Annotated in this window: 16 protein-coding genes; 6 read left to right on the top strand and 10 right to left on the bottom strand. The window is 63.0% G+C overall.

What is annotated here, in order from left to right; translation table 11 throughout:
• Window positions 1-2: 2 nt before the first annotated feature.
• Window positions 3-473, top strand: coding sequence for a bacterioferritin (bfr, locus tag CXP40_RS15065; protein WP_003462607.1), 471 nt, complete (start codon window positions 3-5; stop codon window positions 471-473).
• Between the two features lie 114 nt (window positions 474-587).
• Here the strand turns inward: bfr and CXP40_RS15060 are convergent, their stop codons facing one another.
• Together CXP40_RS15060 and CXP40_RS15055 are read right to left on the bottom strand one after the other, a co-directional pair.
• Window positions 588-3,662: an efflux RND transporter permease subunit gene (locus CXP40_RS15060; protein WP_106734414.1), complete on the bottom strand. Its 3,075-nt coding sequence runs from the start codon at window positions 3,660-3,662 to the stop codon at window positions 588-590.
• A 6-nt stretch (window positions 3,663-3,668) separates the two neighbouring features.
• The gene (locus CXP40_RS15055) at window positions 3,669-4,772 is read right to left on the bottom strand and encodes an efflux RND transporter periplasmic adaptor subunit (protein WP_106734413.1); all 1,104 of its coding nucleotides are present in this window, start codon (window positions 4,770-4,772) and stop codon (window positions 3,669-3,671) included.
• A 143-nt stretch (window positions 4,773-4,915) separates the two neighbouring features.
• Between CXP40_RS15055 and CXP40_RS15050 the strand changes: the two genes are divergently transcribed.
• Entirely contained in the window at window positions 4,916-5,551 is a 636-nt protein-coding gene (locus CXP40_RS15050; RefSeq protein WP_106734412.1) for a TetR/AcrR family transcriptional regulator, read from the top strand.
• 12 nt (window positions 5,552-5,563) lie between these two features.
• Here CXP40_RS15050 and CXP40_RS15045 read toward each other — a convergent pair whose 3' ends face one another.
• Complete coding sequence (locus tag CXP40_RS15045; protein ID WP_106734411.1) at window positions 5,564-6,349, bottom strand: class I SAM-dependent methyltransferase; 786 nt, start codon at window positions 6,347-6,349, stop codon at window positions 5,564-5,566.
• A 106-nt stretch (window positions 6,350-6,455) separates the two neighbouring features.
• Here CXP40_RS15045 and CXP40_RS15040 point away from each other — a divergent pair, with 106 nt between their 5' ends.
• A complete protein-coding gene (locus CXP40_RS15040) occupies window positions 6,456-7,223 on the top strand; it encodes a hypothetical protein (RefSeq protein ID WP_256579458.1) in 768 nt (255 codons plus the stop codon).
• Here the strand turns inward: CXP40_RS15040 and CXP40_RS15035 are convergent.
• The 7 genes from CXP40_RS15035 to ppc all read right to left on the bottom strand — a co-directional run bounded on the left by CXP40_RS15035 (window position 7,220) and on the right by ppc (window position 14,553).
• Window positions 7,220-7,921 carry an extensin family protein gene (locus CXP40_RS15035; RefSeq protein WP_106734410.1) on the bottom strand — a complete coding sequence of 234 codons (702 nt, stop codon included), beginning with the start codon at window positions 7,919-7,921 and terminating at the stop codon, window positions 7,220-7,222. The genes CXP40_RS15040 and CXP40_RS15035 overlap by 4 nt on opposite strands.
• A 12-nt stretch (window positions 7,922-7,933) precedes the next feature.
• Window positions 7,934-8,803 carry a DUF72 domain-containing protein gene (locus tag CXP40_RS15030; protein ID WP_106734409.1) on the bottom strand — a complete coding sequence of 290 codons (870 nt, stop codon included), beginning with the start codon at window positions 8,801-8,803 and terminating at the stop codon, window positions 7,934-7,936.
• 42 nt (window positions 8,804-8,845) lie between these two features.
• Window positions 8,846-9,190, bottom strand: a complete 345-nt coding sequence (locus CXP40_RS15025; RefSeq protein ID WP_106734408.1) for a hypothetical protein — start codon at window positions 9,188-9,190, stop codon at window positions 8,846-8,848.
• Between the two features lie 113 nt (window positions 9,191-9,303).
• Window positions 9,304-9,987, bottom strand: coding sequence for a tRNA (adenosine(37)-N6)-threonylcarbamoyltransferase complex dimerization subunit type 1 TsaB (gene tsaB / locus CXP40_RS15020; RefSeq protein WP_106734407.1), 684 nt, complete (start codon window positions 9,985-9,987; stop codon window positions 9,304-9,306).
• A 116-nt stretch (window positions 9,988-10,103) separates the two neighbouring features.
• Window positions 10,104-10,865, bottom strand: a complete 762-nt coding sequence (locus CXP40_RS15015; RefSeq protein ID WP_099525759.1) for a 5'-nucleotidase, lipoprotein e(P4) family — start codon at window positions 10,863-10,865, stop codon at window positions 10,104-10,106.
• Between the two features lie 180 nt (window positions 10,866-11,045).
• Window positions 11,046-11,693 carry an adenylate kinase gene (gene adk / locus CXP40_RS15010; RefSeq protein ID WP_099525760.1) on the bottom strand — a complete coding sequence of 216 codons (648 nt, stop codon included), beginning with the start codon at window positions 11,691-11,693 and terminating at the stop codon, window positions 11,046-11,048.
• A 223-nt stretch (window positions 11,694-11,916) separates the two neighbouring features.
• Window positions 11,917-14,553: a phosphoenolpyruvate carboxylase gene (gene ppc, locus CXP40_RS15005; protein ID WP_106734406.1), complete on the bottom strand. Its 2,637-nt coding sequence runs from the start codon at window positions 14,551-14,553 to the stop codon at window positions 11,917-11,919.
• 167 nt (window positions 14,554-14,720) lie between these two features.
• Here ppc and CXP40_RS15000 point away from each other — a divergent pair, with 167 nt between their 5' ends.
• The 3 genes from CXP40_RS15000 (at window position 14,721) to CXP40_RS14990 (ending at window position 16,732) form a co-directional block, all read left to right on the top strand.
• A complete protein-coding gene (locus CXP40_RS15000) occupies window positions 14,721-15,065 on the top strand; it encodes a pilin assembly protein (RefSeq protein ID WP_106734405.1) in 345 nt (114 codons plus the stop codon).
• A gap of 420 nt (window positions 15,066-15,485) precedes the next feature.
• Window positions 15,486-15,899, top strand: a complete 414-nt coding sequence (locus CXP40_RS14995) for a DUF4398 domain-containing protein (RefSeq protein WP_177429678.1) — start codon at window positions 15,486-15,488, stop codon at window positions 15,897-15,899.
• Window positions 15,900-15,946: 47 nt separating this feature from the next.
• Window positions 15,947-16,732 carry an OmpA family protein gene (locus CXP40_RS14990; RefSeq protein WP_106734403.1) on the top strand — a complete coding sequence of 262 codons (786 nt, stop codon included), beginning with the start codon at window positions 15,947-15,949 and terminating at the stop codon, window positions 16,730-16,732.
• Window positions 16,733-16,793: the final 61 nt, after the last annotated feature.

The raw sequence follows: 16,793 nt of genomic DNA, 5'->3' as shown, positions 1-16,793 counted from the left end.
TCATGAAAGGCGACAAGAAGGTCATTCAACACCTGAACAAGATTCTTGGTAACGAACTGGTCGCCATCAACCAGTACTTCCTGCATGCGCGCATGTACGAAGACTGGGGCCTGAAAAAACTCGGCGAGCATGAGTACCACGAGTCCATCGACGAGATGAAGCACGCCGACAAGCTGATCAAGCGCATCCTGTTCCTCGAGGGCATTCCGAACCTGCAGGACCTGGGCAAGATCCTGATCGGTGAAAACACCAAGGAAATGCTCGAATGCGACCTGAAGATCGAGCACAAGGCCCATGGTGACCTGAAGGCTGCCATTGCCTATTGCGAGAGCATTGGTGACTACGCCAGCCGCGAACTGCTGGAAGAAATCCTCTGCTCCGAGGAAGATCACATCGACTGGCTGGAAACCCAGCTGAGCCTGATCGAAGCAGTAGGCCTGCAGAACTACCTGCAGTCGCAGATGGACGAATAAGCCTTACCCGCTACATAAAAGAACGGGAGCCAATGGCTCCCGTTTTTTATTACCATGACGAACCCCGTGGAAGGGGCTCAAGCAGCGACGGTCAGGCGCCGCTGATGCCACGACTCAACGCGCCTCGCTCTCCTTGACCCGGAACCACGCCGCATACAGCGCCGGCAGGAACAGCAGGGTCAATGCCGTGGCCACCACCAGTCCGCCCATGATGGCCACCGCCATCGGCCCGAAGAACACACTGCGCGATAGCGGGATCATCGCCAGCACCGCCGCCAGGGCTGTCAGAACGATCGGCCGGAAGCGGCGCACTGTCGCCTCGATGATGGCGTGCCAGCGGTCCAGGCCGTGGCTGATGTCCTGCTCGATCTGATCGACCAGGATCACCGAGTTGCGCATGATCATCCCAGCCAAGGCGATGGTGCCGAGCATGGCCACGAAGCCGAACGGCTGGCGGAAGATCAGCAGGAACAGAGTCACGCCGATCAGGCCCAACGGCGCGGTGAGAAATACCATCGCCGAACGCGAGAAGCTTTTCAGCTGCAGCATCAGCAGCGTCAGCACCACCACGATGAACAGCGGGATACCCGCGTTGACCGACTTCTGTCCGCGCTGGGAGTCCTCTACCGTGCCTCCGACCTCCAGCAGATAACCCGCAGGCAGCTCGGCGCGGATCGGGTCGAGCGTCGGCAGGATCTGCTGGGTCAGGTTGGCCGGCTGCTGCTTGCCATAGACGTCGGCACGCACGGTGACGTTGGGCAGACGGTTGCGGTGCCAGATGATGCCTTCCTCGAAGCCGTACTCCAGAGTCGCCACCTGCGACAGCGCCACACTGCGACCGCTGTCGGTCGGCACCGCCAGGCTCGGCAGCAGGCTCAGCGCCTTGCGTTCCTGCGGCGTGCCGCGCTGGAGAATCTCGATCAGCTCATTACCTTCGCGATACTGGCTGACACTGGTACCGGACAGCGAACCCTGCAGGAAGCGCGATAACTCGGCGGTGTTGACGCCCAGAGCGCGGGCGCGATCCTGATCGATGTTGAGGATCACCACCTTGCTCGGCTCCTCCCAGTCCAGGTGCACATTCACCACATGCGGGTTCTCGCGCACCTTGTCCGCCACCTGACGGGCCAGCGCGCGCACCTCGGCGATGTGCTCACCGCTGACGCGGAACTGGATCGGGTAGCCCACGGGCGGCCCGTTCTCCAGGCGGCTGACGCGACTGCGCAGGGTCGGGAACTCGTCGTTCATCACCTTGATCAGCCAACCACGCAGGCGCTCGCGCTCTTCGATGCTTTTGGCCAGTACCACGAACTGGGCAAAGCTGGCCGCCGGCAACTGCTGATCGAGCGGCAGGTAGAAACGCGGTGACCCCGTGCCGACGTAGGCCACGTAGTTGTCGATGCCGGGCTGCTCCTTGAGCAGTTTTTCCAGGCGATGTACCTCGGCTTCGGTGGCGCTCAGCGAAGCGCCCTCCTCCAACTTGATGTCGACCATCAGCTCCAGACGACCAGAGGCCGGGAAGAACTGTTGCGGCACGAAACGGAACAACAGCACCGACGCAACGAACAGCGCAATGGTCAGCAGGATCACGATGCCACGGCGGCGCACGCACCATTCCACCGTGGCGCGAACGCGGCGGTAGAACGGCGTCGAATAGGGGTCATGGCCTGAATCGCTGCCGCCGTGCTTGGCAGCATGCAGTTTGGCCAGATCCGGCAACAGCTTGTCGCCCAGATAGGGCACGAACATCACTGCCGCGATCCATGAGGCGATCAGCGAAATGGCCACCACCTGGAAGATCGAGCGGGTGTACTCACCGGTACCGGACTGCGCCGTAGCGATGGGCAGGAAACCGGCAGCGGTGATCAGGGTGCCGGTGAGCATGGGGAAAGCCGTACTGGTCCAGGCGAAACTGGCCGCTTTGAAGCGGTCGTAGCCCTGCTCCATCTTGATCGCCATCATCTCCACCGCGATGATCGCGTCGTCCACCAGCAGGCCGAGGCCGAGCACCAGCGCGCCGAGAGAAATCTTGTGCAGGCCGATGCCGAGGTAGTACATGGCAGCGAAGGTCATCGCCAACACCAGCGGAATCACCAGCGCCACCACCAGGCCGGTGCGCAGACCGAGGGAGAAGAAGCTGACCGCGAGCACGATCACCAACGCCTCCACCAGCACCTTGACGAACTCGCCCACGCCGGTCTTCACCGCCGCCGGCTGATCCGACACCTTGCGCAGCTCCATGCCCAGCGGCAGCGTCTGTTGCAGACGGGCGAACTCGTCTTCCAATGCCTTGCCCAGTACCAGAATATCGCCGCCGTCCTTCATCGATACGGCAATACCCAGGGCGTCCTCGCCCATGAAGCGCATGCGCGGCGCGGGTGGATCGTTGAAACCGCGCTTGACCTCGGCAACGTCAGCAATGCGGAAGGTACGATCAGCAACGCGAATGGGAAAATCGCGGATTTCCTCCACCGACTCGAAACGCCCGGTCACGCGCAGCTGAATACGTTCGCTGGGGGTCTCGAAGAAGCCGGCAGCCGCTACCGCGTTCTGCGCCTCCAGCGCCTGTTGCACGGCAGACAGTGGCAAACCGAGGGTGGCCAACTTGGTGTTGGACAGTTCGATCCAGATCTTCTCGTCCTGCAACCCCACCAGCTCGACCTTGCCCACATCCTTGACCCGCTGCAGTTGCAGCTGCAGACGGTCGGCGTAGTCCTTGAGCACCGCGTAGTCGAAACCGCTACCGGTCAGCGCATAGATATTGCCGAAGGTGGTGCCGAATTCATCGTTGAAGAACGGCCCCTGAATACCGGGCGGCAGCGTGTGGCGAATGTCGCTGATCTTCTTGCGCACCTGATACCACAGCTCGGGAATCTCGGAGCTGCGCATGGAGTCGCGCGCCATGAAGGTGACCTGCGACTCTCCCGGGCGGGAGAAGCTGGTGATGCGGTCGTACTCGCCGGTCTCCATCAACTTCTTCTCGATGCGCTCGGTGACCTGGCGCGATACCTCTTCGGCGCTGGCGCCCGGCCAGTTGGTGCGAATCACCATGGCCTTGAAGGTGAACGGCGGGTCTTCACTCTGGCCCAGCTTGGTGTAGGAAAGCGCCCCCACCACGGCGAACAGCAGCATGATGTAGAGGACGATCTGACGATGACGCAGCGCCCAGGCAGACAGGTTGAAGCTCATGCGGGCTTACTCCTTGGCGGCCAGTTCGACGTTGCGATTGTCCCGATCAACCGGGCGAACCTGCTGGCCTTCGCGAAGAATCTGCACCCCGGCGGCGACTACCCAATCGGAAGCGGTCAGCCCCTCCAGCACCGGCACACGGTCATCACCATAGGCACCGATACGCACCGGACGGCGCTGCACGCGGTGTTCCTTCGGATCGACGACCCAGACGAACGCCTGATCCTGCTCGGCGCTGAGTGCCGACAGCGGTACCGCCAGCGGTACCTCGCCATTGCTGGCGATGAACACCCGCGCGCTCTGCCCCAACTCAGCCGGCACCTTGCCTTCGGTGAACGCGACACGTGCGGCGAACGTGCGCGACTGCGGATCGGCCGCCGGGGCCATCTCGCGGATGCGGCCGGGGAAGCGCTGATCAGGCTGCGACCACAGTTCGACCTCGACCACCTGACCAATTTCGAAGCGACCAAAGCTCTGTTCCGGCAGGCTGATCGACACCTCGCGTTCGCCGTCGGCAGCTAGTGTGAACACCGTCTGACCAGCCGCCACCACCTGCCCCACCTCGACCGCACGACGGGCGATCACGCCGTCCTGCGAGGCCCGCAGCACGGCATAGTCGGTCTGATTGCGGGCCACGTCGTACTCGGCCTTGACCTGCTTCAAGCGTGCTTCGCCGGAACGGTATTGGTTTTCGACGTTGTCGAACTGCGAACGGCTGACCAGATTGCGCTCGAGCAGCTTCTTGTAGCGCTCACGCTCGGCGCGCACGGTCTGCAGGTTGGCCTCGGCTGCCGCCATCTGCGCGCGAGTGGCCTCCAGTTGCAGGCGCACGTCCTGCGGATCCAGTTCGGCCAGGGCCTGATCCTTCTTCACCCGGTCACCGACATCCACCGTGCGCTTGCTCACCTTGCCGGCGATACGGAAGGCCAGCTCCGGCTCGTAGCGGGCGCGCACCTCACCCGGATAGCTGTCGACCAGCGCCGTAGCGGGCTGCGGCTGCACCACCATGGCAGGACGGATCGGCTGCTCCGCCTGCTCGGTATTACCGCAGGCAGACAACAGAAATACGAGACCCAAAGACGCAACGAGCGGGAGAACGTGGCGAGACATGTGCAAGACCTTTCGGAGAAGGTTTCGGGCTGCCCCCAAAGCTGACTGCCTAGTCGACGCCTTTGGAGATATCCCTTGGAATATTTGTACTGGCGGGTATAGTAAAAATAGCAAACTCGCCAGTCCAGTATTAAAATCTGCCAATGCCTGACAAGTTGTTACAACCTTCCGGCCCCGGTCGTCCGAAAGACCCCGCCAAACGTCGCGCCATCCTCGAGGCGGCCAAGAGCCTGTTCCTGCGTAATGGTTATGACGGTAGCAGCATGGATGCCATCGCCGCAGAGGCCGGCGTTTCCAAGCTCACGGTGTACAGCCACTTCACCGACAAGGAGACCCTGTTCTCCGCGGCGATCAAGGCCAAATGCGAAGAGCAACTCCCCGAACTGTTGTTCGAGCTACCGGACAACGTACCGCTGGAAAGCCAGCTAATGGGCATCGCGCGCGGCTTCCTGGCGCTGGTCAATAGCCGCGAATCCGTGGAAATGCACCGGATGATGGTGAGCCTGGCCAGCCAGGGCTCCAAGCTGTCGCAGATGTTCTACGAAGCCGGCCCGAAACGGGTGCAGGATGAGATGGAAGTGCTGCTGCACAAAGCGGCCCAGCGCGGACTGCTGAGCCTGGACAATCCGCACCTGGCCGCCGACCACTTCTTCAGCCTGCTCAAGGGCGGCGCGCATTTCCGCCTGCTGATCGGCTGTGGCGAGCCGCTTGAGGGTGAAGCCGCGGAACATCATGTGCAGGACGCGGTACAGCTGTTTCTGCGCGCTTACCGACCCTGAACCGGAGAGGCGCTACGCGCTGGCTTCCAGCTTCTTCTTCGGGTAGATGTCGTAACGGCTCGACTTTCCTTCCAGCATATAACCCGGCTTGCTCCCTTCAATGGCCGGCGCCTTGCGTGGGCGCTTGACCACCACGCGATGAGTGGCCAGCGCCAGCGCCGCTTCGAGCAACACCGGCGCATCCAGATCATCACCGACGAACGGGCGGAACAGGCGCATTTCCTTCTTCACCAGCGCACTCTTGTCACGATGCGGGAACATCGGATCGAGGTAGATCACCTGCGGTGCCTCGTCCTGCCAGTTGCGCATCAGCTCGATGGCATTTCCGGTAAGCAGGCGCATGCGCGCGACGATGGGCGCCACATCGAAATCCAGCGCCGCACGCTGCAGGCCGTCTTCCAATAGCGCAGCGACCAGCGGCTGACGCTCGATCAGGGTCATCTCGCAGCCCAGGCTGGCCAGCACGAACGAGTCACGCCCCAGCCCCGCCGTCGCATCGAGAATCCGTGGCCGAATGCCCGATTGCACGCCTACGGCCTTGGCAATCATCTGCCCACTGCCGCCGCCGAACTGGCGGCGATGCGCCGCAGCCCCCTCGACGAAATCCACCCGCACCGGACCAGGCGCCTTGTCGCCCAGCTCGACCAGTTGCAGCCCGTCGTCACCCAGTTGCAGAGCGAACTCAGTCTCGCCCTCCTGCGCCAGACCCAGACGTGACGCCCACCGGGCGGCCGCTTCGGCGTACTGAGGATGCAAGGCTTGGATGCGGATGCTGGCGTTGTGCCGCTCGTCGGTCATTGGCTCGTTCTGCTCAAAAATCACTCAAAGCACCGGCCACACGGCCGATATCGAAGAAGCGGCATTCTGCCAGACCCGGCCGCCGACAGCCGCATCGAGAGTGAACATGTTCGACGCCCTCTCCGCCCCACGCCCAAACAGCAGCCCCACCAGCGCTCGCCCTCTCGATGACGAACTCGACCGCGCGGCGCACGAATCCATCAACTATCAGATTCTGCGCCGCACCCTGGGTATCGAAGACGAGCAGAAACCCGGTGAGATCGCTCGCGAGCTGCGGGAAACCGTCGAGCCACCTGCCGTGTCCAGCAGCGCCGCCGAGGTCAGCCAGGCGGTAATCGATCAACGCGGCCTGGAACTAAATGTCAGCGTGGGCCAGGCGCCCCAGCAGGTCGACCCGCTGGTACTGGATATGGCTGGCAACGGCTTCTCCACCAGTGGCCTTGGCCGTCCGGTGCGTTTCGATCTGGATGCCGACGGCCGTATGGATTCGATCAGCGCGCCCACCGGTGACGATGCGCTATTGGCGCTGGATCGCAACGGCAATGGGCGCATCGACGATGGCCGCGAACTGTTCGGTGATCAGCATGGGGCTGCCAATGGCTTCGCCGAACTGGCGCGCTTCGACGATAACGGCGACGGCCGTATCGATACGGCCGATGCCGTGTTCGACAAACTGCGCCTGCTGCGTTTCGACGCACAAGGCCGCCAGCAGCTGCAAACGCTTGGTGAGGCAGGCGTCAGCGCCATCGACCTGCGCGCCCGCGACGTCAACATCGCCCTTGGCGCTTACGACCAGATCGCGCAGCTGGGTCGCTTCGAATTCGCCGATGGGCGCAGCGGCCAAGCGGCCGACCTGCTGTTGGCCAAACGTTAGCGGCACATCCGCCACATGCCCATGTCCACGTGAAAATGGTCGCGGTGCGCAGCGTTGTATTCAGGTCCCAGAGTGACATTGAAGCTGTCACAGGCCGCTTCCTGTACCAGGCGCAGAAAGCGCGCCTTGTCGCCCTGCCCCGGCCAGTCGCGCAGCACGCTGATGTGCTGGCCGTCGCGCAGACGGAAGCCGACCATGTCCAGCGCGTTGGCATAGGAATGCTGGCTGGGCCGCTGACTGCCGGCAATGCTGCGACATGCGAAACTGCCGACGTGTTCGACACGGGTCACCGGCTGGCCGAACACCGCCTGCGCAGCCGGCTGCAAACCATGTTGCTCGAACAAAGCGAAGCTCACCGCCAACGGGCAGGTAGCCATGAAACTGCTGCTCAGACCAACGCTGGCCCCCTGAATACGCACGGCATTTTCAATCGGGCAGCCAGGATGCGGCGTGCTGTCGGGCAGACGGGTAAAACGCAGGTCAGAAGTCGCCAGAGCCAAGTCGCACAGCTCACGATCCTCACTCAGGCGCCAGAGTTTGAAGGGGGTCAGCAGGTTCGGCGCTTCGCGCACGTCCAGTGGAGCCCAGGGGTTGAGCCGCGGCGCCACCTCAACCCAGCCACGCCATAGCGCCACCAGCAGCGCCGCACACAGCAGCAGGGCGAGAAACAGCAAACGGCCGATTATCCGTATCAGCATATCCATCCTCTATCAGAGCAGGCCGAGCTGCTCCAGTTCAGATTCCGTCTGCAGCACCGGCAACTCGGGCAAGCCCGGCAGGCGTTGCATCAGTTGCTGGTGAAAACGCCGTGCCAGCTCGGGCGCCAGGCGATTGTCGGAGGTGTGCGCGAAGACGTAGGGAGCGAGCCCCTGCTCGATCCAGCCGGCAACCTTGTCCAGCCAGGGCAGCATGAAGGGGTCGTTGGCCAGCAACTCGGGATGACCGATGAAGCGCAACTGCGGGCCCTGACTGAACGCGGTAGGCCGAGTCGGCAAGCGCGGCTTCTTGGCTTGCGCATGCAGCACGGCGGGCTCCTGCGAATCGCAGCTGAACAGCGCACGCGAATCCAGACAGATGCGCTCTATACCACGCTCGTGCAGCAAGCGATTGAGCACGCGCTCGGCATCGCCCTTGGCAAAGAACTCCGGATGGCGTACCTCTACCGCCAGAGGCCAGTCCCCCCACTGCTCGATGAACGCCGCCAGCTCCGCCAACCGCGGCGGGCCGAAGCTGGCCGGCAGTTGCAGCCAGTAAGGCGCCACCCGTTCGCCGAGCGGCGCCAGCAACTGGCGAAACTGCGTGACTTCATCCAGTTGCTGGCAAAGATCCTCGCTGTGACTGATGTCTCGCGGCAACTTGGCGCAGAAACGAAAGTGCGCCGGCATGGCCTGCGCCCAGCGCACCACCGTTTGCTCGCTGGGCCTGGCATAGAACGTGGTGTTGCCCTCCACCGCGTTGAATACCTCGGTGTAGCGACTGAGAAACTCGGTTGGGCGGGTATCCTGCGGATACAGCGTGGCGCGCCAGGCCGCTTCGCTCCAGGATGGACAACCGAGGTAATAGGGAAGCGCAGCGCTCATCGATCGGTTTAGCGGGCCTGGCTGAGAGGGTGTGAAACGGGGTTACGCGTAGAGATCGAGCCCGAGCACTTCCTGCGCATCGTAATCGCTGGCGTAAGCGGCGGTGGTGCTGTAGCTGGCCAACGCCTGTGCAGCACGGTTGCTCAGCGCAGGCTGTTGATAACCGAGATCCTGCGACCGGGTCGGCAGGCTGTCGGTGTTACTGCTGCTGGCCTGTACGCGGCGAATCTGCGGCGCCTGCTCCAGCCCCTGACTACTGGCGGGTGCAGCCGGTTGTTCACGCTGAGCCTCGACCTCCCGCTGCGCCTCGCGATAGGGCGTGACCGCGGTGCCCGAACGGGGGCCACGATCTGGCGAGTAGGAGGGTAAGTAACCGTCGATCCGCATCTAGGACTGCTCGGTGGGCTCGGCTGAACAAGGGACAGTGCTGGCAATGTAGCGGCGGCCTGCGTCGTTGGCAAATGCCAAGAGAATACTGGCGCCAAGCATCCGACCAGCTGTCATGCCGGTGGTGCTTTCGGCGTGGCGACCTGATCACGCAGGTACACCGGTTGCGCCTGATCAGCCGGCAACGCCTCGCCACGCGCCCAGGCAAAACGAGCCAGGCTCAGCAAGTCTTCGGCATGCGGCAGCAGGCTGCCATCCATGCCCACAGGCTTGAGGGCGATACGTGAGGCAAAGGTGCCCCAGCCCGTGCCGGCGCCGAACCACTCACCATCGCAGCCACGCGGCGCTTCAGCTTGCTCCGGCGGCAACACCGCTTCCTGGCCAAGCAGGCGCATCTCGCCGGCTTCTGCGCGGTAGCAACCCCAGTAAACCTCGTCCATGCGCGCGTCGATGGCGGCGGCAACCTGAGTCGCTCCCTGCTCACGCAGCGCGCGCTGGGCCAGCACGGCCAGATTGGAAACCGGCAGCACCGGTCGATCCAGTGCAAAGGCCAAGCCCTGTACCACGCCGATAGCGATACGCACCCCGGTGAACGCACCCGGACCACGGCCGAAGGCAATGGCATCAAGTGCCGAAGCGGCGATACCCGCCTCACCCAGCAGTTGCTGAATCATCGGCAACAGACGCTGCGCGTGCATACGCGGGGCGACTTCGTAGTGGCTGAGCACGCGACCATCATGCAGCAGCGCGACGGAGCAGGCTTCGGTGGCGGTATCGAGGGCCAGGAGAGTGGTCATTGCATTCGGACAGTTGAATAAAAAAGAGCCGGCATTAGACCGGCTCGACGATATTTTTTCCAGCACCATGTCGGCGCCCGGCTTGCGCCGAGCGACCGACGGGGATCAGCGTTGCCTTACCAAGGCTCGACCACCGGCTCGGCTTCCCAACCTTTGAGCGGCGCTTTGGACCAGGTGCCGTATCCGGCATTGGGGAACACGATCCACTCCACACCCCACTTGTCCGACTCTTCGGCAACGGTCTTGCGCTGCGCATCGAGCGGCGTTTTGCGGAAACGCGCATCGAAATCATGCAGCGTATCGCCCAGCAGCATGATGATCTGGTGATCGGCACTGACGATGGCGCGACGCTCGACCTTGGGCGGCCCGAGCAGCAGCACGCTCTCTTCCGATACCTGCGGCAGGCCCAGTTTGCTCAGGGTGGCCAGGGTGTATTTCTTCTGCTCGTCGGCACGATCGGAGACGTAGCGGATGGTCACGCCGAGCTTGTCGGCATGCTCGAGAAACTTCTTCGCGCCTGGGATCAGCTCAGGCGTACCGTCACGTTCCCATGGCAGCCAGGTGTCCCAGGCATCGTACTGATGACAGTTGGCCAGATCGCGCGCCAGCAATGCGCTGTTGTCGATCACGGTTTCGTCGAGGTCGGTGACGATGGCCAGCTTCGAGGGATCCTTCGCCGCCGCCACAGCCTTGTCGAGCTTCTCCGTGGCGATGTTGTAGGCCTGCAGTTGCAGCGCCTGAACCTCAGCGGACTGCTGCTGAAAGCGCAAACCCATGGTGAATTCGGCGACGGAACAATCTTCTTTGCTGTCAGCAAATGCCAGCGGAGTGGCCAGCAGCGATACCGCAAGGCCCAGCCAGATGCGTTTCTCGGTCATTGAATGCCCTCTTCCTTATAGGTTATCGACACGCCCCGGCGCCGGCCGGAGGCTGCATCGTCGATATTAGTCGGCCCGCATTGCGCGGCCATGCTTGAGAGCGACCAGAACGTATCAGGTTCCATAAACGAGCAAGGCCCCTTTCGGGGCCTTGTTGCGATGACACTCGGCGAGCTGGACTCAGCCCAGGGCTGCCAGGGTCTTCGCGGTGATTTCTTCGACGCTGCCGACACCCGGGATATGGCTGTATTTCGGGGTACCGGATGCAGCGGAGAGCTTCTGATAGAAGTCCACCAGCGGCTTGGTCTGCGAATGATAGACGGACAGGCGATGACGCACGGTTTCTTCCTTGTCGTCTTCGCGCTGGACCAGTTCCTCACCACTGATGTCGTCCTTGCCGGCAACCTTTGGTGGGTTGTACTCGGTGTGGTAGACACGGCCGGAAGCCGGGTGAACGCGACGGCCAGACAGACGCTTGACGATCTCTTCGTCTTCAACGGCAATCTCGACCACGTGATCCAGAGCGACGCCAGCATCACGCAGCGCTTCGGCTTGCGGAATGGTGCGCGGGAAGCCGTCGAACAGGAAACCATTGGCGCAATCGGCCTGAGCGATGCGCTCCTTGACCAGATTGATGATCAGGTCGTCGGAGACCAGACCACCGGCATCCATCACGCTCTTGGCCTTCAGGCCGAGCTCGGTGCCAGCCTTGACCGCAGCACGCAGCATGTCGCCAGTGGAGATTTGCGGAATGCCGAATTTCTCGGTGATGTAGCGAGCCTGGGTACCTTTGCCGGCACCGGGCGCCCCCAGCAGAATCACGCGCATCGATGTGCTCCTCAAGAGTTATGTAGTAATCGGTCGGACTCGCCTCGTGGGGCCAATCTCTTGAATGTAGTGCGGCTGCCGTAGCGGCCAAAAGGCTGCTCAAGATACACAGCGCACCCCAGGCGCACAAGCCGCCAAAAGTCGGATAAAACCCCTCCTCCTGGCGGCCTGAATCCGGCATATGACGCTGGCCTGGCATATGCCGGCCAGCACCTGCCGCCCTTCAACCGGTGTTGCGCAAACCTGCAGCTATACCTGCCACGCTGACCAGCAACGCCTGCTCCAGAGGGCTCTCCGGCGCCTGTTCACGTTGCCGGCAGCGCGCCAGCAGCTCGGCCTGCAGCAGGTGCAGCGGGTCGAGGTAGGTGTTGCGCACGCTGATCGATTCCAGGGTTTCCGGATTGTGCGCAAGCAGCCGAGACTGCCCGGTCAATTCCAGCACGGCAGCGCACGCCTGCGACAATAGGTCGCGTAACTGCGCCCCCAGCGGCTGCAGGGCCGGTTCGACCAGACGCTCGTCATACAGGGCGGCGATATTGGCATCCGCTTTGGTCAAGACCATTTCCAGCATGTCGATGCGGGTGCGGAAGAATGGCCATTGCTCGCGCATGCTTTTCAGCAGTTCAGCATCACCGCCTTGCAGAGCCTGCCCCAGCGCCTGCTCCCAGCCGAGCCAGGCTGGCAGCATCAGGCGTGTCTGCGTCCAGGCGAAGATCCACGGAATGGCCCGCAGGCTTTCCACGCCCCCCTCACGCCGCTTGGCCGGGCGACTGCCCAGCGGCAAGCGGCCGAGCTCCTGCTCCGGCGTGGCCTGGCGGAAATATTCGACGAACTGCGGATGCTCGCGCACCACGTCGCGATAAGCCTTCACGCCGGCATCGGCGAGGCGGTCCATCATCGCCCGCCAGCTCGGCTCCGGTGCTGGCGGTGGCAGTAGCGTGGCTTCCAGCACTGCAGCCAGATAGAGGTTGAGATTCTGCTCGGCGATATCCGGCAGGCCGAACTTGAAGCGGATCATTTCACCCTGCTCGGTGGTGCGGAACCGCCCCGCCACCGAGCCAGGGGGTTGCGACAGAATGGCCGCGTGAGCGGGGCCACCGCCACGGCCGACGGTGCCACCGCGACCATGGAACAGCAGCAGTTCGACCTGATGCTCGCGACACAGACGCACCAGCTCCTCCTGAGCGCGGTACTGCGCCCAGGCTGCGGCGGTTGTACCGGCGTCCTTGGCCGAATCGGAATAACCGATCATCACTTCCTGCGGGCCATGCAGGCGCGCGCGATAGCCGGGCAACCCCAGCAGGCGATCGATCACCGGCCCGGCATGATCAAGATCGGCCAGGGTTTCAAAAAGTGGCACCACCCGCATCGGCCGGCGCAACCCGGCCTCTTTCAGCAGCAGTTGCACGGCCAGCACGTCGGAGGCGGCACCTGCCATGGAGATCACGTAGGAGCCCAGCGAGGCGGCAGGAGCGGCAGCCACCTCACGGCAGGTGGCGAGCACTTCGGCGGTATCGGCCGAGGGGCGATAGTCGTTTGGCAGCAGTGGCCGGCGGTTTTCCAGCTCACGCTGGAGGAAGCTCAGGCGCGTCTCTTCATCCCATTCGGCGTAGCGACCGAGGCCAAGATAGTCGGTGATTTCCGACATCGCGGCCGCGTGCCGGGAGGAATCCTGACGCACGTCGAGACGCACCAGGAACAGACCGAAGGTGGCTGCCCGGCGCAGGCAATCGAGCAACGGACCATCGGCGATCACGCCCATGCCGCAGGCATGCAGCGACTGGTAGCAGAGCTGCAGTGGCGCCAGCAGATCATGGTTGTCGCGCAGCACTGCAGCGCTGGGCGCCACATCGGCAGTGAGCGCCTGCTGCGCCCAGCTGCGCGTTTCGCGCAGGCGCTCGCGCAACTGCTTGAGCAGTGCACGGTACGGTTCGGCGCTGTCGCCTACCTGCGCGCGCAGTTCGTCACTGGCCTGCTGCATGGACAGCTCCGCGGCCAGGTTGTCGACGTCGCGCAGGTAGAGATCGGCGGCCATCCAGCGCGCCAGCAGCAACACCTCACGGGTCACGCGCGCGGTGACATTGGGGTTACCGTCACGGTCGCCGCCCATCCACGAGGCGAAACGAATCGGCGCAGCCTCCAGCGGCAGACGCAAGCCGGTGGCGGCCTGCAGGCTCTGATCAGCACGACGCAGGAACTGCGGCACGGCCTGCCAAAGCGAGTGTTCGATGACGGCAAAGCCCCACTTGGCCTCATCTACCGGACTGGGCCGACTGCGGCGAATTTCCTCGGTGTGCCAGGCCTCGGCGATCAACCGCTGCAGACGCTGGGCGATGCGTTCACGCTCTGTTGGCAATAGATCGCTGTGATCCAGTGCCGTCAGTTGCGCGGCGATAGCATCGTATTTCTGGATCAGGGTACGCCGCGCCACTTCGGTCGGGTGTGCGGTCAGCACCAGTTCGATGTCCAGGCGCCCCAACTGACGCGCCAGCTCATCACTGCCCTGCCCGGCGGCGAGCAGACGTTCGAGCAACTCGTCGAGCACACGCAGCTCGAACGGCTCGGGCTCACCGGCACGGCGACGACGCACACGGTGCTGCTGCTCGGCAATATTGGCCAGGTTGAGGAACTGATTGAAGGCCCGCGCCACCGGCAGCAGTTCGTCGTCATCCAGGTCCCCGAGAGTGCTGGTCAACTGCTCGGCACCCGCGGCAGAGCCACGACGACCGGCCTTGGCCGACTTGCGTATGCGTTCGATCTTGTCGAGAAACTCGTCGCCCAGCTGGGTGCTGATGGTATGCCCGAGCAACTCGCCGAGCAGGTGCACCTCTTCACGCAGGCGCGCATCGATTTCCGCCATGTCGCACTCCTTCTCCTATCCAGTGTCAACAGAGTGCCCAGCGCGCCAACTTCTTACAAGGGTGCGACGTGCACCAGGGCGAGCCTGCGTGCTGGGTCTAGGCTTGTCGATGGGCGCTGCGGTTTCGCCAATGGGCACCGCCAGCGCCACCTGTGAGGAGCTACGACATGAGAATTCGCGAACTGGCAAAACACTGGGAACAAAATGCCAAGGGCCACCTGACACCGACTCGTTATCACATCCACCTGGATATCGAATCGGCAGCACGCCTGGCGGCGCTCACCGAGATGTACCCCAAGCATCACAGCGAGGAACTGCTCGGAGAGCTGATCGGCGCGGCGCTCGAGGAACTCGAGGCCAGCCTGCCTTACGTGCGCGGCAACAAAGTGGTGGCGCTGGACGAGCAAGGCGACCCGTTGTACGAGGACGTCGGTCCGACGCCACGTTTCCTGGCGCTGTCGCGCAAATACCTGCGCGAACTGAGTGACACGAGCAAAGAGACGAGCCATTGACGCCCTGAACGGGCCGTCGTGTTCGACATATTGTTCAATTTCGGACGCTCAGGCTGATAACACGCCTGCCGAGCAGCCATCTCTGCATCGATGCAGCACCTCCCTCCGCCTTCGCCGATGCGCTGGCGCGCCGGCCTACCTCACCCCGAAAAAACCCATAAAACCACCTATATAGAAGGGTTTAGGAGCGTTCTAGGTGCGCATAAAAAACCACGCCGAGGCCTTTCCATACGCCAATAGTTGACTAACCAGTCATCCAGAAAGCCATAAGCAGACTGTGTTTTTTTCTGAACTATTCGAAAAACCGGCCGGTCCCACTTACAGGCCATCGTGACCAGCCGACATCACCAACACCTTTGGTAGACGGACAACACGAGAGGCCAATCGCTACGGATATCGTCGTTCATAGGAGTGTTTCAAATGGAGTTAGCCGCCATGAAGACCCATACCGAAAAAGCCCCGCGCAGCCGCCTGCACGGGATCAAACTGGCCGCCTTGGTACTGGGTAGCAGCCTGGTACTGGCTGGCTGCGCGGGTAACCCGCCCAGCGAGCAATATGCCGTGACGCAATCGGCCGTGAACTCGGCGATCAGCGCCGGTGGTACCGAGTTTGCTGCCGTAGAAATGAAGTCTGCGCAGGACAAGCTCAAAGAGGCCGAACTGGCCATGCATGAGAAAGAGTACGAGAAAGCCCGCCGCCTGGCCGAACAGGCTGAATGGGATGCTCGTCTCGCCGAGCGCAAGGCTCAGGCCGCCAAAGCCGAACAAGCATTGCAGGACGCCCGCCAGGGTGTTCAGGAACTGCGTGAGGAAGGCATGCGTAACGCTCAGTGAGCGCCATGCACCCCACCCATTCGCTGACAGATCAAAGGATGAACGCCATGCGTAAACACGTGATGATCCCCGCCCTTCTGGCCCTGAGCGTCGGCCTGGCCGCCTGCTCGCACCAGCCCAACGCCAACCTGGAGTCGGCGCGTAGCAACTTCTCCTCACTGCAGAGCGATCCGCAGGCGAGCAAGGTCGCGGCGCTGGAAACCAAGGAAGCCCAGGAATGGCTGAACAAGGCCGACAAGGCCTATATGGAAAAGGAAGATGAGAAGAAGGTCGACCAGCTGGCCTACCTGACCAACAAGCGCGTCGACGTGGCCAAGCAGACCATCGTGCTGCGTAACGCCGAAGCCGAGCTGAAGAACTCCTCGGCGCAGCGCGCCCAGGCTCTGCTCGATGCTCGCGACGCACAGATCCGCAAGCTGCAGGACAGCCTCAACGCCAAGCAGACCGAACGCGGCACGCTGGTGACCTTCGGTGACGTTCTGTTCGACTTCAACAAGGCCGAACTGAAGAGCAGCGCGCTGCCCAACGTCACCCAACTGGCGCGTTTTCTCCAGGAAAACCCGGAGCGTCAGGTGATCGTCGAGGGTTATACCGACAGCGTCGGCTCGGCCAGCTACAACCAGGGTCTGTCCGAGCGTCGCGCCGAATCCGTCCGTCGCGCACTGATTCGCGCCGGCGTGGAGCCGACGCGCATCGTCGCCCAGGGTTATGGCAAGGAGTATCCGGTCGCGGACAACTCCAGCGACTCTGGTCGTGCGCAGAACCGTCGCGTGGAGGTGACCATCTCCAACGACAACCAGCCGGTCGCTCCGCGCTCGTCTGCCGGCGCCTGATAGCACCGCTGCAATGAAGAAACCCGCCATCAGGCGGGTTTCTTTTTTGGTGCAACCGAGA

Origin of the sequence: Pseudomonas sp. YY-1, assembly GCF_002843095.1 — a bacterium.
GTDB lineage: Bacteria > Pseudomonadota > Gammaproteobacteria > Pseudomonadales > Pseudomonadaceae > Aquipseudomonas > Aquipseudomonas sediminis_A.
This window is presented reverse-complemented; position numbering and strand designations above follow the sequence as displayed.